The organism is Arsenophonus apicola, assembly GCF_020268605.1.
Taxonomy (GTDB): Bacteria; Pseudomonadota; Gammaproteobacteria; order Enterobacterales; family Enterobacteriaceae; genus Arsenophonus; species Arsenophonus apicola.
Genome location: NZ_CP084222.1, coordinates 783,211 through 797,705, shown reverse-complemented (window position 1 = coordinate 797,705; position 14,495 = coordinate 783,211). Strand labels below are relative to the sequence as shown.

Here is a 14,495-nt window from a genome sequence, read left to right as displayed (position 1 = left end):
TTTAGCAGATTTATTGACTAAATCGCGAAGTGGAGTGGAAAAAACAGCGGTAACGATTTATTTAGTTACTTGCGCCACTGGAATGAATAGCCAATCATGAGAGATAACACAGCCTAAAAATTATTCTCCAGGCTGACGGAAAAAAATGACGCTAATCAATGAGCTCATTAATGGTCAGATTGTGCTCGCTGGTGAAACCATGTTTGAATTAGTGAAAGTGAAAATAATTTGTTATGCAATTGGCTTAAAATCAGTAGGAGCTAGTTAAATTAAGTTCTGCTTATGTTAGCAGACTAGGTAATAGTTTAAATTACGCTCAAAAAACCTTCTCGATGGCGGTTTTCTAATAGTTATGACGGATGAATTAGGCAAAGGCGGCCTGACAAAATGCTTAAACTAATCAGATTAGATAAGTTTTTTGCGAAAACAGATAACGCGTTCTATTTCATCAAAGCCCCAATTTTGATGGGCTTTATATGACCGTGTATTGTCAATTTCGGCATCGGAACAGAGTTCATCAAATCCCTTTGCAATTAAATCGGTGGTTATTTGACTGATTAATGCTTGAGCAATACCTTGTTGACGATATGCAGGCTTAACCCAGATACCCTCCAAAAAGGGAACCGGTTGTTTGCTACAACCATTGGCATATTGCCGTAGGGAAATTTCGGCAAAACCGACCGCCTGATGGTTAGCCAACAGAGCAATATATCCCGCATTCTGCTTGTTACTCAATATGTTATCGATATCACTAAGGTGGGCATCGCGGGCATGTTTGTCCCACAGTTGCAGACGCATAGCTGCCCAAAGCATGCGGTCGGTTTTCTGCATCTTTCTGATCATTATTGACATAGCGTTTCCTATTTTCGTAACAGTGGCAACCTTATCTTCTTGACTATATAAGAAATAAATTTAAATCATTCGTTACGACAAATTTTGAACAGCTTTATTTGCACTTTATTCTATAACAATATCATTCAATCGTGACATTTTGCTCACTAAATTGGTTTTATTCCATTTATAAAAAAAATAACTGCATATTTATTTTATATCTTGTTTTAGTTAAAATTATTTAACATTAAATTTGACAGGGATGATAATGAAAAAGTTAGTTTTAGCTTTAATTACAATGGGAATGATGAGTGGTTGTGCAACGATAGTGGGTGAAAAAACTCAGCGCGTACAAATTGATAGCAATCCGTCTGGCGCTGAATTTTCTGTCAAAGATGAAAAGGGCACAATCATTGCTCAAGGAAGAACTCCTCAGGGAATTACATTAGAAAAATCTGAGGGTAGTTATTTTGGTAAAAAGAGTTATGAAATTACTTTGACCAAGGAAGGATTAAAACCGGTTACCTTACCCTTAAAAGCGAGTGCTAATGGGTGGTATGTTGCTGGTAATCTATTTTTTGGTGGATTAATCGGTTGGTTAATTGTCGATCCATTTAATGGTGGTATGTATACACTTCATCCGGAAACGATTAACGCTACTTTATCGGACATATAATTTTAGCTAGTAGGTATAAAATAATAATTTAAGCCCAGTAGTGGGCTTATTTTATTTTGGCAGAATTGTTTTAATTAATAATATTAACCAATGGCATAAACTGTTTTCTAAACTATAAACCGTTATTTGCTATAAACGCTATTTCTCTATCATTAAAACTTATTGGTTTGTCGCATTAATCATTATTACATTTTTATCTTTAACTATCCGAGCAGCTTATTTTGTTATTGAGCAAATTTAATTGCTATTAATGCGACAAAACCGGTTAATTTTAGGATGTTTTTTTAAAATTTTGTTCGAAGAAAGCTCGGGCATCTACAGCATTTGCCTGCGATAAATCATTATGAATAATTTTGTCGGCATAATAAGCGCTAAAGCGTCCGCAATCATTACCATTAAATAAAGACTAATCGCCATGATATTCGGTAGTGATAGCAAAATTTTCAGCTAAATCTAGTCCTTCAGCTTTATGTAACTGTTCAGTTAAATGCGCAGCGCCACTATAAAAAGTATCAAGTAAGCCGCCTTTAGAATCATGGATTTTGGCTGATTGAATTTTACCCGCATTCATATCGACTTCTAGTAACACAAAATGGCCGCGAGTACTCAAGCCAAATTGATTGCTTTGCGCAATTGGAATTAAGGCTTTTACTTGCTGGTGGGGATAAGCATTTTTGATTTCATGCAGCGTCTGGGCAGCAGAACGGCCACCGGATAGTTGACTTTTTGTTTCGCTAGCGTTGGTTAAATCATGACAGGCAGAAGAGACAATATAAGTCGTGTTGTCTATTTGCTTACTGCGATAACCTGTTTGCTCTACACCGCCATTATAAAAAGGTGCTTCATGTTGCCATTGATTGCTTTTGCTAAAGATATCATCCAAAGCAAAATTTAATTTTGCTGGGGTTAATTTCTCACCAAAAGTCCCGGTTAAGTAATTGAAAAAATTACGCATCCAGGAACAAAAACCGGACTTTTCTGGTGAAGGTGGATTTCTAAACTCGGTTGGCATGCTGTGTTCAGCACCAGAGATATCAGCCCAATCACTAGATTGATTGGGATAAGTGTTTGAGATTATGGTCATAATTTGGGGTCCTTAATTAGTAATAGGATAAGTATTTTATCTTAACGCTATTGCAAAACAGCAGTGACTTATCTCTTGGCCGCGATAAGTTTGCGCTTCTACAATAATTTTCCCAATAAAACTTATTTATTACTATCAGGATTAAACCTTATTATTATGAATATCTTTTATTGCTTACCGTGATCGTTAATGCGGCTTTAATACTATTTCAAACTAAAAATAACTAGCGACTAATATATAAAAATTAATTAACCTAATTTTGTTATAAAAATATCGATTAAATAAGATAAAAAATGAAAACCGAGTTAAATGTTTTTTCATTCCGTTATTGGCCAAAATAGAAAAAAAATCAATATTTTTTAAAAAAAACTATACGACAATATATGTAATGCTATTTGTTCTTAAATAAAGGTGATCTGGTGATAATTTTTGCTACAGCATAACTTAACGAGACTGTTAGTGCTCTTTATCAAAGACAAATAGGTTAGTTATCGATGGTGAAAGAAGTAAGGAAAGAATTTTATGGCCAGGTATGAAGTTTCAGCAACGGTCGATGGCGTATCAATCAATGATTTTACTGTAATTAATCAGGCGTCGTTTCTTGAGTGTAATAAAGAGAGGATTAAACTTAGATAAGTATTTTTTTGAGCCATAAATAGATGATTGCTAACAATGTTGTTAATAGAGAAACGCTTAATACAATAATAAAGCCTATCACTTCACCTTCAAAAGGGACTTTAACATTCATTCCCCAAAAACTAGAAAAGATCATCGGTATCGTTAATAGTATGGTAATGGTTGCCAGAAACTTAAGAAATTTATTTTGATTATTTGCTACCATTGAAGCAACCGTGTTCATCATATCGGTAATTATTTTTGAGTAGGTTACGACCACTTCAATTGACTGTTTATTTTCAGTGTATACATCATCTAATAACTCCTCATCGATTTCAGCAAAATAAGAAGTTTTATAACAAGCATTGTCTTTTATTTTAATAATTCGCATAACAGCCAGATCATTGGAATGTAATGACATGGAAAAAAAGACCAAACTTCGTTGTAAATCCATTATGCTGATAACATCTTCATTTTTCGTGCTAGTTAATAATTCAATTTCTAACTTTTCAAATTTATTGATGATTAATTTTGTGATGATATTAAATTCACTCGCAATGCCATACATCAAAGCCAGCAATAGATTTATGCCAGACATATTCTTACAGTCAATATTCTCGATATATTTTAAGGCATTCACTTTATCATATGAAATAATAGTCATATTTTTTTAGTTAAAAAAATACAAATTGGGCTAATTGAGAATGCATTATCTCCGGTTTTTATTGGTGAATTAACAACAGCAAAAATAAAATTATCCCTTAAATCAATTCTCGCTCTCTCTTTATTTGCTAATGCTTTATTTATATTTTGTGTCGAGATAGCGGTTTTTTTTGCTAGCGATGCAATATCTTGATCGGTTGGATTTGCAATATGAATAATATAGCCATCATTATAATGTAATGTATTAGCCTTATCAGGGTCTTTATTATCCAAATGATAATTTGCCATAAACAATTAATCACTTTCATATCTTAATATTTTATTATGTAATTATTACTCACAATATTGAATTTATCCATGCGTGTTTTGCAGGTGACTCTGCTCGATATTATTGCCCCGTACTCACTGGCTCAGCGTTGCCAATTATCTTTGCAAAAGATCTAATGGCTGAAAAGCTATTCCCGATGGGTTATAAAAAATAATAGTAATATCACAAATTAGTTATAATCTTAGTACTAGTATGCAGATTTAATGAATTATCTTATCGATTGTTGGTGAGAAAATCTCTTTGGCAGAAATAGCTATAATATAGATATTTATAATGCAAGACTATTAAATAAAAATCCAATTGACGGGGTTGATATGAAAGAGTTAACAGCAGGCTTTTCTAGAGCTAATCATGTTGGCATTACTGTCAGTAATTTGGCTAAATCTATTGCTTTCCATGAAACTTTAACCGGTACTAAAGCGGTAAACGTTGACGAGATAAGTGGCAAGAGAATGGCGCAGACGCAAGGTTTAGATAACATCCGAATTAAGTTTGCTAATTTTCAGCTTGATAATTTGAATATCGATATCCTGGAATATGTGGTACCTGAACCTACCCGAGCTTCTTATTCCAATAACCAAATTAGCGCGATGCATCTTTGTTTTGAAGTTGATGACCTAGATGCTGCCATTAAGCGAATGAAATCGATAGGTATTGAGCCTGATGGGGAGCCCATTTTTTTTATGCCAGAAGATGGATTAAAATCAGGCTTTGGTACAGGCGTTGCGTATTTCCGTGATCCTGACGGTACTAATTTAGAAATTATTGCGCCTAAAGGGCCATTTGTGCGTAAAACATAATATTAAGAGAGACATTGTGGTGGTTCGTCGTTTTATTTCATGCTTTCGCTCCACGATCGTTCATTTATTAGCTTTTGAACCGATTTGTTATTTCAGCGCTGGTTAATTGAGTAAATTTAATCACTGTATATGTCTGTTTAAACAACTCTCAAGCATTTAACGGGTTATCTAACGATGACGTCTCTGATTTCAGACGATGCAGAATTTGCACCTAATTTTCTTAATCAACGAGTAAAACATAGCTTGCAGAAGTTAAAGATCCCGGCTCTGGTTGAAATATATGTTTAGCGAATAATATTTTTCTTTTCTTAAATGGAGCTCACTGATTACTCATAAACACATTGACTTCCCATAAGCCTATGCTAAGCCTTTAATGGTTACAATAAAATAATTTAAATAAATTGCTAATTATTTTCATGATAAGGATAGAGAGATAAAATGAAATTGATACTATCAGTACTGGCTGTTTCCATCCTGTTTTCTGCCACCTCTTTTGCTGCAAAAGAGATCACAGCTGAAGAGTCTTCTGGCTATACAAAGATCGGTGAGTTATCCGTTAAGGAGTCAGGTTTACCTATTGGGAATCATGCGCAATTATTGCAGGCAATTGATAAAAAATGCCAGGATCTCGGCGGGGTAAAAACAGATAATTGTTATTACCGCATTATTGATCAGACAGGTAATGAAACAAACTATCAAAATATTGATGTTGAAATTTTCAAAAAATAACGTTTAGATTTTATCCGCCCTAAATTAGCTAAATCTAATTACAGAGCGGATAAACATATCAAGTTATCAGCCTGCTTACTTTTTGCGGGTGAGAAACTAACCATGATAAAGAAAATCGCATTTTTGCTTATTTTATTTTGCTATTATTTTCTACTCAAATATCAGCAGAAGTGATTGTTGCGGTGGGTGCTGAACCCATCTACCCATACGGTTATTAAGATTATCCAGCTTATTAATGTGCGCCCTATGGCTATGATGATGCCGAATGGTTTGTCGACGGCGCATTTATTGGTGCAGGCCTCTGGTTTCACGGCTATGGTGACTTTCGTTGTCATATAGATAACCGTTTTGCTCCCCGTCATGGGTTAGCATGGCACATTACCTGAACGTGGTGATAAGCCTTTTAACCATTTCTGAGGCAATGAAATATGGGCAGGCCTTAATTCCCATATCAAATAAATCTTTCAAAAGGAGATAACTATGAATAAGCTGATTGTTTGTATTTTTTTATGTGTTCTGTCAGGTTGTATGGCAGATAATCATCCAAAACGGGATAATTCTCCCGCAAAACCATTGGATACACAGACCTGTATCGATGAGCTTAATGCGCCTAATAGTGCTTGTGCGCATTCTGTCGCTCCACCACTGAATTAGCAATAATTTGATAAATACGACAATATAAATGTTGATTATCTTTTAGGCTCATTAATGATTACTTAACTTTAAAGTTTTATCATGATGGTAATTGAATCATTTTGAATTCAGTTGCTAATTTTATAGCATGCTTGGTGCTGGATACCCCAAGTTTTTTGACAATATTACCCATATGAAATTTTATGGTACCTTGTTTGATCCCCAGAATTTTTGCAATGTCTTGATACGTTCTGCCAATACTAACCCAATACAAAATTTCATTTTCTCTAGGGGATAGCCCTAAAGGTTTATACTGATTCCCACCTTTTTCTATTTCATCATAAAGAGATAAAAGTTTCTGATGAGTTTTGATCAGTAATTGTTGAAATTTTTCTTTATGATTGTTGATGATATTTTTACTATTATTATCATCTGATTCTGATTCAAAAATAGATAATACCGCCAGATTGTTTAGATAATCATGGAGAATAAAAGTATGACCTTTATTAATATTATATTTTTTTGAGTGTTTGAATATTATAGGTAATTTGATCTCTGAATAATCCATTATTTTTTCATCCCAGTGAAAATCGTCCACTCTTTCTATGGCATTCATAATCACAGGATCAATAAATTGATAGCTTCCTTTAATATATAGATCAAACCATTCAATATGGTTATTTATTATTATCACATCCATTGGATTAATTTTATTCATCACCAGGTAGGCATATTTTATATCACCATACTTTATAATTTGCTCATCTAAAAAGTTTTTTATCTTACCATTTATTAAATTATTATTAAAGAAACCTTTAGCCATTTATTTTGCTCTGAAGTGAATTGTTATTAACCATATTTTATAATAATTCTAATATGTTTTTAATCCCTTATAATTTTTTTCTTTTTTCTGTGGATGCTTGATGCAAAATGTTTACTTCACCATAGTCTAATTATTTAGTCTCCTTATTAATATCGGTCTTATTTTTTGGTAAATTATTTTCATCTGAAAGAAATAATTCCTTGCTCTCTTTAACGGTATCAGGATTAAGTTCCATCATTGACAGATAACGAACCTGATAATTATTAGTCTGTTCAAGTGAAAGGATCCCTGCCGGTCAAATATCGCCGATAGGATAATTGGTTTGACTATTTTTGGCGGTGTTACCGCAGTTTGCTAGCTAAAATTTTGTTATTTGCAGCTCGGTACTTAGATCGTCAATAATAGGATTGAATTTCTAAGCTGCCTGTGTGACAGAGAACAACATGATTTATCGGCTGCGTTTGCGTTAATTCTTCTAAGCTGTCTATGTGGTAGTAAAATAGCAATGCGATCTTTTGCCCTTATTTAGCAGCAAAAGAAAAATTAGAATATAAAAAAAAGCTGAAAGAAATAAGAGAAACAACAAAAGAAGAAATTAAAATATTTTTTTTAGATCATTAATGTTAATTATGTAAATTATACGCCATCATTTTGACGATTTTTTAAATTGTTTATAAAAATAAATATTATCCAATGAAATATAATCAATGCCAAAAATAACTTAATGGAAAAATGCTTTTTTCACATCTAAATCATTTATGTGGATATTTGATGTTAGCTTAAGTTTAATATATTTAATTCAATTTCAATATCGTAACAAATTAAGTTACATGTTGATGTTTCTATTCCTTTAATATAATTTTCTGCTTTTTTAATATTATTATTATTTAAATAATAATAAGCTAAAACTGCTTTTTTATTATATTTAATGATGAGGAACAACAATGAAATGTAGACACGCAAAATATTCTGATTTGGCAAACGTAAGTAATATTCTAGCATCAGCATTTTCTGAGGAACCGGTACACAAGCTGATATTTCCAGGTCGTGACCGTGATAGTCTTATTGATGTATTACGAAATTTTTTTCGTATTTATGTTAACCTTGCAAGTAAATATGGCGGTATACTGCTTACAAAAAATAATGCTGGCGCTTTGGTCTATTTCCGACCTGAATCGATGGCAATGCCCAAAGAAGAACTGACTAAAATTGATAGTCAGCTACGCAAAGTATGTGGCTCAGACTATTCGAAAGCCATCGCGTTTATAGATGGGCTTGAGCAACATCATCCACAAACTTTTCATCATTACTATATATCTCTTCTTGCAGTAAAACGTTCTTGCCGAGGTAGAGGTTTAGTTGATGATCTGTTTAGCGAATTTAATACTATTCTTGATAAAGCCAACTTACCCTGTTACGCCGAATGTACCAAGTTTAGCACACGAACCCTAATTAGACGATGGGGGTATACTGATGCTGCCTCCCCAATTAGTATTGATGGTTTCCCTAAATTATATCCGGTTGTGCGCTATCCTCAGAACAAAGCTTATTTTTTACCTGTTGGGGGAGAAATAAGATTAAGTTTTACACTTAAGCTGATGGCATGTTTTGCGTTAATAACGCCAAGCTTTTTTACAACATTTCCAATATGGCATTTTACAGTATAAGTACTTATATTAAGTATGGTGCCTATTTCTGAATAGGTTTTTCCAATACTGCACCAGTAAAGTACTTCTGATTCACGGGGTGAAAATATAATCTTCTCGGGTTTATTTTCATTCTGATAGAGTGCAAGCAACATTTCATGAGTATAAATTAACAGTCCCTGAAGCGCATCTTTATTACTATTAATAAAAAAATTAATATCTTTTATTAAAAATTTATCTATGTATAGCGATAACAGGGCTAAGTTATTAAGGTGATCATGTAAAACAAAAGCATAACCGCTAATATTAAGCGTTTTTATTGGTTCAAAGACTTTTTTAACCGGCCATATGGAGTTAATTTTAATATTCTCATCCCAAGAAAAAGACGAAAACTGATTTAATGCTTTAATAATAACAGGATCAATGTATTGAGTTTTCTTTTCAAGATAATTACTGACAAGCTCATCAGCTAAATCACTAATGTTCATCATGTCATCGGTGTTTTTTTTATTCATCACAGCGTAGACATAGTTTACCTTGTCATGTTTAGCTAATTGTTTATCCAGATGCTGCTTGATATAATTATTTTTTTCTGTATTCGAAAAAAAAATTTTCGGCATTAAATTTTTTCCTGTTGCAAGTGATGGTGATAAGTTTTTGCTAAAATGCCTTAATGATTTTTGATATCGTTGACTTCGACTGACAGAGTATTTGATTGCTAATCACACAGGATTTTTCTGCCATAATGCCACCTAGCATATCCCGTTCTATTTGTTGCAGTTGTTTAGCAAAGCGATTGTCATTGGCTATTTTTTTGACTATGTCATCGATATTCTGTTTTTGTTAATCATTTTCCAACTTCTAAGCTGCCTATGGGGTAGTGAACCAGTTAATTTATACCTTGATGTTATCGCAAAACTTCTAAATTGCCTATGCGGCTGTGAACTATTTCGGTCAGATTATGATACAGTTTTATATCTTCTAAGCTACTTATGAAGCAGTGAACGAGGGGACGGAATTGTCGGACTTTGCACACACTTCTTAAGCTGCCTAGGTGTAGTAAAGCAAAAGTTAACACAAATGTATCGTCTTTACCTTTTTTAAGCTGCCTATTTGGCAGTGAATTGCCCTACAATTAAATAATTGGCCTGACCAGAATTTCTAAGCTAACTGTGCCACTGTGAACAGCGTGTGCTCAATATTGCAATGACTCTCGACAGCTGTTTCACTATGAGTATCGATAGGGATATTGTGAGAGAGAATCTATAGGGCAGAATCAAAGCTGAACGGCTTACTGATTTTTTCAGTGCTGATGTTCCGCTCAATACAATCACTGTTAAGGGTAAAACCTCTGTGTCCCTAAATCCAGAATGAAATTCCCGTCAGATGAAGTTCAAATTTATCAAAATGCGTGTGCTACTTTTCCATAGTGATGTAATCAGCTGAGACAACTAACTCATTCAGCCTTATTTCCTAGATGGTGTAAGCTTTACCGTTACGGAGTACAGATAAGTTCTCTGTTATTACAGGTAAATACAAAAAAAGCAGGCTCGGCGGGTGATGCATAATTTTTAAGAGTAAACACCGAGATCTCAAAACCGCTAAACTTTAATGTGCTATGCAGCGTTTAGCTATCCACATCCACGGTCATATCAATTGTTTGTTTCAGGTAAAAACTATTGCTCCTGATTGTCATCCTACAGTTCCTCCAGAATGAAATGGCTTTATCGATCCGGCAGAGGCTCTAAGGCTCTACTTTTGTATGTTCAGTCTACTACTACTTGCAGATTAATACTCGGTAACATTGAACGTCGCTGCTGCTTTTGGCACATAGCAGGCAGTCAATTTCAGGAGCTTTGAAGCAGCATTTACCTTTAGGATTGTTAAAATAATATACTGTCCCGATTTGCCCTATTTTTACCTAGTTTCAGCAAAAAACGTGGGTAGTTAAGGGAACCATTATATTAAATAGGCGCTAATTTTAAGAGATTATCTTTCTATGTCCTTTAAAGTGGCATTTCAGCAACGACCACCTACTTGTTATTAAATTTTTTTTGCAAAATACCCTGATTTTGTTGCACATAGCAAACATTAAACGGTTTGTTTGACAATATATTTTAATGATAATTAAAACATTTTAATTTTAAACTTATCCGTTGTTAGTTTAAATTTATTTGTAAACTTAAACTAATAAAAGAGATATCACCATGGCAATAATAGATAAACCAAGTAATAAAACCTATTTAATCGGTAACTGGATGCCATCAGATCAGACTACATTAGCAAATTGGATGCGTAAGATTATAGATAAAGCAGAAATTAGTCATGCTCCATTATTACCGTCTATTCAGAATTTAAAAGATTTCATTGAGTCAAATCCTAAAGCCTATATGTTTTTTAATCAAATGTTTGATAAGGCAGATAAAAAAGATCAACCTGCTGGCTTACCTCAAGTTCGTGACTATCAACATATGTTAGAATTATTCAACGTGATAATGACGCATGCTCCAGATTTTGATGAAACAGGACTGGTCGGTTTCCCTTTTAATGCTATTTTAGATTGGTCAATGGCGACAAATTCAGGATGGAGTGCCTTTTTAGATGATGAAATTAATCATCATTTAAAAGCCATGCTGAATGAATGGGCTATGTTTTTAAAATCACCTGAAAGCACCTATGTATTGAATGAGGATCCGAAACATGGGTGGTTGGGTGAAGATGCTAAAAAAGCAATGCCGACTTTTGTTAGTGATTTTAAATGTGATCCTGCAGCTGCGCACTATGGTTTTAAATCATGGGATGATTTTTTTACACGAGAGTTTCGGCAAGGCGTTCGCCCAGTCGCTGAGCCAGATAATAACAGTGTGATAATCAATGCTTGTGAATCATCCCCTTACAGATTAGCTCGCAACGTAAAATTAAGAGATAATTTTTGGATTAAAGCCCAAAATTATGCACTGCAATATATGTTGGATAACGATCCATTAGTAGATAAATTTGTTGGCGGAACTATTTATCAAGCATTTCTTAGCGCTCTTAGTTATCATCGATGGCATGCGCCTGTTTCAGGCAAGGTTATAAAAACTAAGTTAATTAATGGTAGTTATTACTCTCAAGCAATTAGTATGGGATTCGATCCAGAAGCGCCTAATAAATCGCAAGGGTATATCAATGAAGTTGCGACCAGAGCGCTGATATTTATTGAAGCTGATGAACCAAAAATTGGTCTTATGTGTTTTATGGCGGTAGGTATGGCTGAAGTATCAACCTGTGAAATTATAGTTTATGAAGGTCAACATATAACAAAAGGTCAAGAAATTGGGATGTTCCATTTTGGTGGCTCTACTCATTGCTTAATCTTTCGTCCAGAAGTTTCACTAGAATTTGATTTACATGGTCAAACACCTGGTTTAGATAGCCATAACATTCCTATTAATTCCCGTATTGCAACGGTTAAATAAAAAACTTAACTTAATAAGTCAATTATATGTTGGCTTATTAGGAGTTGCCTCAGAAAGCTGAAAAACTTATCGGTTTATTCTAACAGCGCAAGAGAAAGTGAGTCTTAAAAAAATCACTTCCTCTTGAAATTTATTAAATTACACTCGGGCCTACTTTTATAAGTTACATAATCTGCCATGCCTGCCAGATAAAATAGCAAAACAATGCCCTCGAATGTGATCATGGTATGTTGAAACGGATAATCAATGCTACTCTAGGGTTCAAATCGATGAAAACCGCTTATGCTACGATAAAGAAATTGAAGTGATTCGGGCGCAGCGTAAAGGTCAGACAGAGCCACTATGGCCATCCCCTGGATGAGGTAAGGCTGGTGAACAGCGTTTTTGAAATCTTATCCTCTGTTATTGTGCAAAAGCTCCGCCATACTCATGTTTGTAACAGTGCCAAAATAACAGCCATTCTACCATTGTTAGATTTTTGCCACAGTGCCAAAATAACAGACAGTCTACTATTGTTAGATTTTTGCAACAGTGTCGTTGATATTCGTGATGCCATCAATACTAATATTAGTACTTTTGTATATTGCTTTCTCGATAAATTTTTACCATGTAAAATAATGGAAGATACCTGCCTGGCGTTGAACAAAGACAGATAAAACGTCATAACAATATTATCAAATATGATTATTGCCAACTGGAGTAGATATCAGTGTTGTACTCAGGATCTTATGTGCAATATGCCTTTTAAACTATCAACTAGTGGAGTGGATATAAAATGAAAAAAATCTGCAGCTCAGGAAGTTATAGTTTTTTTCTTTTGTTTTTCGCATTTATCAAGTTAACTAACGCATCTGAATCTCTAGGCGAGTACTCTATAGTATTTGATGCGGGAAGTAGTAAAACCCGAGCCTATTTATACCAGTCATCAGTAGATAAAGTTACGCAAATTGCTGTATCTAAAGATAGCAAGGCGCTATCAAGTTTTATTTCCAATGTCGATAGTACCGGTAATGAAGTGATCCTACCGTTAATTAAAGAGCTCAGAAGTAAAATTTCTAACAGCGATAATAATATAGAAATCAATGTATTGGGTACCGCTGGAATGCGAAAACTTACTGATGCGCAACAAAGTGCAATTTATGGCAATGTGCGGCAAAGTATTATACAGGCAGGCTATAAGCCGGGTCAGATTCGTACGATTACTGGCGGTGAAGAGGGGGTCTTCGCTTGGGTGCATATTAATCAGCTTGCGGAGAAACTGGGAACGGATAACACACTAGGTATTATTGAAATGGGAGGTGCATCTACTCAGATCACTTTTGACACTAAAGACTCGAGCCTAGCTGGTACACATCCTATTAGACTTAAAGGTAAAATTTACTATTTATGGAGTGAGAGTCTGCTAGGTTTTGGCGCTAATTCAGTACGTTCAGCAATGAATAAAATTAATCTACAGCAAACCTGTTACCCCTTGGGTTATGAAAAATCTTTAGGCTTTAATTTTAATTTATGTGATCAAGCTTATGACAAAGTGATCCACAATGATAATATTGCTTATAGCAAACTGAAACAAACGGCTGAAATTTCTGCATTGAAAAAGACCAATTTTATTGGACTAAGTGCGCTTAATTACACGTTAGATTTTTTCGACAATCAAAAACCGGAAAAGGAAAAATTGAAAAAAAGTTTGATTGATAATTGCAAAAGTTATGATGACATTAAAATTTTGCTAGAGCGAGATCCCCAAAAGGACTATCATGAGCCGCAATTTAAATGCTCTAATGGAACATTTGTATATAACCTACTTTACGACTATTTAAAACTGGCTAATGCTACATTACAAGGAGTAAAAAAATACAATAATACTGATGTTCGCTGGACAGCAGGTTATACATTTCTATCGACCCAAACGGCAAAAAAATAAATGCAAAATATATTTTTTAAGATGAAAATCTATATCTTAGTCGATAAATAGCCTGTTTATCATTAATAAAAGCTGAATGATCGGCAACAAAATCTACGCCATCCTATTAAATAATATTACCGGACAAGGCAGACGTATTGTTCTTTCCGGTGACTGACAACAACTTAAATCTTATGAAAGTGGCGTGCCATTTAAATTAACTCTCGAACGCAGTGCCTCTGATACTGTTGTCATACGTAAGATTGTTAGACAAACCCAGCATTAAAACCGACGATTGAAGCT

The 14,495-nt window shown here is 34.2% G+C and carries 14 protein-coding genes and 1 pseudogene; 8 read left to right on the top strand and 7 right to left on the bottom strand.

All coding sequences use genetic code 11. The features are described 5' to 3' along the window. Positions 1-145: 145 nt before the first annotated feature. On the top strand, positions 146-268 hold the full coding sequence (locus LDL57_RS17705) for a hypothetical protein (protein ID WP_255498998.1): 123 nt from the start codon (positions 146-148) through the stop codon (positions 266-268). A 137-nt stretch (positions 269-405) separates the two neighbouring features. On the opposite strand, the gene aac(6') is transcribed toward LDL57_RS17705, so the two are convergent. Beyond that, complete coding sequence (aac(6'), locus tag LDL57_RS03425; RefSeq protein WP_180560653.1) at positions 406-852, bottom strand: aminoglycoside 6'-N-acetyltransferase; 447 nt, start codon at positions 850-852, stop codon at positions 406-408. Between the two features lie 247 nt (positions 853-1,099). On the opposite strand from aac(6'), the gene LDL57_RS03420 reads away from it, so the two are divergent. Continuing rightward, entirely contained in the window at positions 1,100-1,507 is a 408-nt protein-coding gene (locus LDL57_RS03420; RefSeq protein WP_180560652.1) for a hypothetical protein, read from the top strand. 406 nt (positions 1,508-1,913) lie between these two features. Here LDL57_RS03420 and LDL57_RS03415 read toward each other — a convergent pair whose 3' ends face one another. The 3 genes from LDL57_RS03415 to LDL57_RS03405 all read right to left on the bottom strand — a co-directional run bounded on the left by LDL57_RS03415 (position 1,914) and on the right by LDL57_RS03405 (position 4,163). Further along, complete coding sequence (locus LDL57_RS03415; protein WP_225507061.1) at positions 1,914-2,591, bottom strand: hypothetical protein; 678 nt, start codon at positions 2,589-2,591, stop codon at positions 1,914-1,916. A gap of 628 nt (positions 2,592-3,219) precedes the next feature. Beyond that, the gene (locus tag LDL57_RS03410) at positions 3,220-3,870 is read right to left on the bottom strand and encodes a magnesium transporter CorA family protein (RefSeq protein ID WP_180560651.1); all 651 of its coding nucleotides are present in this window, start codon (positions 3,868-3,870) and stop codon (positions 3,220-3,222) included. Continuing rightward, on the bottom strand, positions 3,867-4,163 hold the full coding sequence (locus LDL57_RS03405) for a magnesium transporter CorA family protein (RefSeq protein WP_225507059.1): 297 nt from the start codon (positions 4,161-4,163) through the stop codon (positions 3,867-3,869). The genes LDL57_RS03410 and LDL57_RS03405 overlap by 4 nt, the downstream gene beginning before the upstream one ends. A 348-nt stretch (positions 4,164-4,511) precedes the next feature. Here LDL57_RS03405 and LDL57_RS03400 point away from each other — a divergent pair, with 348 nt between their 5' ends. The 3 genes from LDL57_RS03400 (at position 4,512) to LDL57_RS03390 (ending at position 6,380) form a co-directional block, all read left to right on the top strand. Continuing rightward, a complete protein-coding gene (locus tag LDL57_RS03400; protein WP_225507058.1) occupies positions 4,512-4,997 on the top strand; it encodes a VOC family protein in 486 nt (161 codons plus the stop codon). Between the two features lie 438 nt (positions 4,998-5,435). Continuing rightward, positions 5,436-5,726: a hypothetical protein gene (locus tag LDL57_RS03395; RefSeq protein ID WP_180560649.1), complete on the top strand. Its 291-nt coding sequence runs from the start codon at positions 5,436-5,438 to the stop codon at positions 5,724-5,726. A 480-nt stretch (positions 5,727-6,206) separates the two neighbouring features. Further along, positions 6,207-6,380 carry a hypothetical protein gene (locus tag LDL57_RS03390; RefSeq protein ID WP_180560479.1) on the top strand — a complete coding sequence of 58 codons (174 nt, stop codon included), beginning with the start codon at positions 6,207-6,209 and terminating at the stop codon, positions 6,378-6,380. 79 nt (positions 6,381-6,459) lie between these two features. On the opposite strand, the gene LDL57_RS03385 is transcribed toward LDL57_RS03390, so the two are convergent. Next, complete coding sequence (locus LDL57_RS03385; protein ID WP_180560648.1) at positions 6,460-7,182, bottom strand: helix-turn-helix transcriptional regulator; 723 nt, start codon at positions 7,180-7,182, stop codon at positions 6,460-6,462. Between the two features lie 1,546 nt (positions 7,183-8,728). After that, the gene (locus LDL57_RS03380) at positions 8,729-9,448 is read right to left on the bottom strand and encodes a helix-turn-helix transcriptional regulator (protein WP_180560647.1); all 720 of its coding nucleotides are present in this window, start codon (positions 9,446-9,448) and stop codon (positions 8,729-8,731) included. A 1,587-nt stretch (positions 9,449-11,035) separates the two neighbouring features. Between LDL57_RS03380 and LDL57_RS03375 the strand changes: the two genes are divergently transcribed. Continuing rightward, the gene (locus tag LDL57_RS03375; RefSeq protein WP_225507055.1) at positions 11,036-12,289 is read left to right on the top strand and encodes a phosphatidylserine decarboxylase family protein; all 1,254 of its coding nucleotides are present in this window, start codon (positions 11,036-11,038) and stop codon (positions 12,287-12,289) included. A gap of 200 nt (positions 12,290-12,489) precedes the next feature. Next, positions 12,490-12,585: pseudogene (locus LDL57_RS03370) on the top strand (IS6 family transposase); the annotation flags it as partial. A gap of 131 nt (positions 12,586-12,716) precedes the next feature. On the opposite strand, the gene LDL57_RS03365 reads toward LDL57_RS03370, so the two are convergent. Next, a complete protein-coding gene (locus LDL57_RS03365; protein WP_180560646.1) occupies positions 12,717-12,953 on the bottom strand; it encodes a hypothetical protein in 237 nt (78 codons plus the stop codon). A gap of 111 nt (positions 12,954-13,064) precedes the next feature. On the opposite strand from LDL57_RS03365, the gene LDL57_RS03360 reads away from it, so the two are divergent. Beyond that, the gene (locus LDL57_RS03360) at positions 13,065-14,213 is read left to right on the top strand and encodes an acetate and sugar kinases/Hsc70/actin family protein (RefSeq protein ID WP_180560645.1); all 1,149 of its coding nucleotides are present in this window, start codon (positions 13,065-13,067) and stop codon (positions 14,211-14,213) included. The last annotated feature ends 282 nt before the right edge of the window (positions 14,214-14,495 follow it).

What these genes read in the sequence shown, in the direction of transcription:
- LDL57_RS17705 (WP_255498998.1), top strand. Translation starts at nt 146, where the DNA reads ATGACGCTAATCAATGAGCTCATTAATGGTCAGATTGTGCTCGCTGGT.
- LDL57_RS03400 (WP_225507058.1), top strand. Translation starts at nt 4,512, where the DNA reads ATGAAAGAGTTAACAGCAGGCTTTTCTAGAGCTAATCATGTTGGCATT.
- LDL57_RS03365 (WP_180560646.1), bottom strand. Translation starts at nt 12,953, where the DNA reads ATGACGTTTTATCTGTCTTTGTTCAACGCCAGGCAGGTATCTTCCATT.
- LDL57_RS03390 (WP_180560479.1), top strand. Translation starts at nt 6,207, where the DNA reads ATGAATAAGCTGATTGTTTGTATTTTTTTATGTGTTCTGTCAGGTTGT.
- LDL57_RS03420 (WP_180560652.1), top strand. Translation starts at nt 1,100, where the DNA reads ATGAAAAAGTTAGTTTTAGCTTTAATTACAATGGGAATGATGAGTGGT.
- LDL57_RS03375 (WP_225507055.1), top strand. Translation starts at nt 11,036, where the DNA reads ATGGCAATAATAGATAAACCAAGTAATAAAACCTATTTAATCGGTAAC.
- LDL57_RS03410 (WP_180560651.1), bottom strand. Translation starts at nt 3,870, where the DNA reads ATGACTATTATTTCATATGATAAAGTGAATGCCTTAAAATATATCGAG.
- LDL57_RS03385 (WP_180560648.1), bottom strand. Translation starts at nt 7,182, where the DNA reads ATGGCTAAAGGTTTCTTTAATAATAATTTAATAAATGGTAAGATAAAA.
- LDL57_RS03395 (WP_180560649.1), top strand. Translation starts at nt 5,436, where the DNA reads ATGAAATTGATACTATCAGTACTGGCTGTTTCCATCCTGTTTTCTGCC.
- LDL57_RS03415 (WP_225507061.1), bottom strand. Translation starts at nt 2,591, where the DNA reads ATGACCATAATCTCAAACACTTATCCCAATCAATCTAGTGATTGGGCT.
- LDL57_RS03360 (WP_180560645.1), top strand. Translation starts at nt 13,065, where the DNA reads ATGAAAAAAATCTGCAGCTCAGGAAGTTATAGTTTTTTTCTTTTGTTT.
- LDL57_RS03380 (WP_180560647.1), bottom strand. Translation starts at nt 9,448, where the DNA reads ATGCCGAAAATTTTTTTTTCGAATACAGAAAAAAATAATTATATCAAG.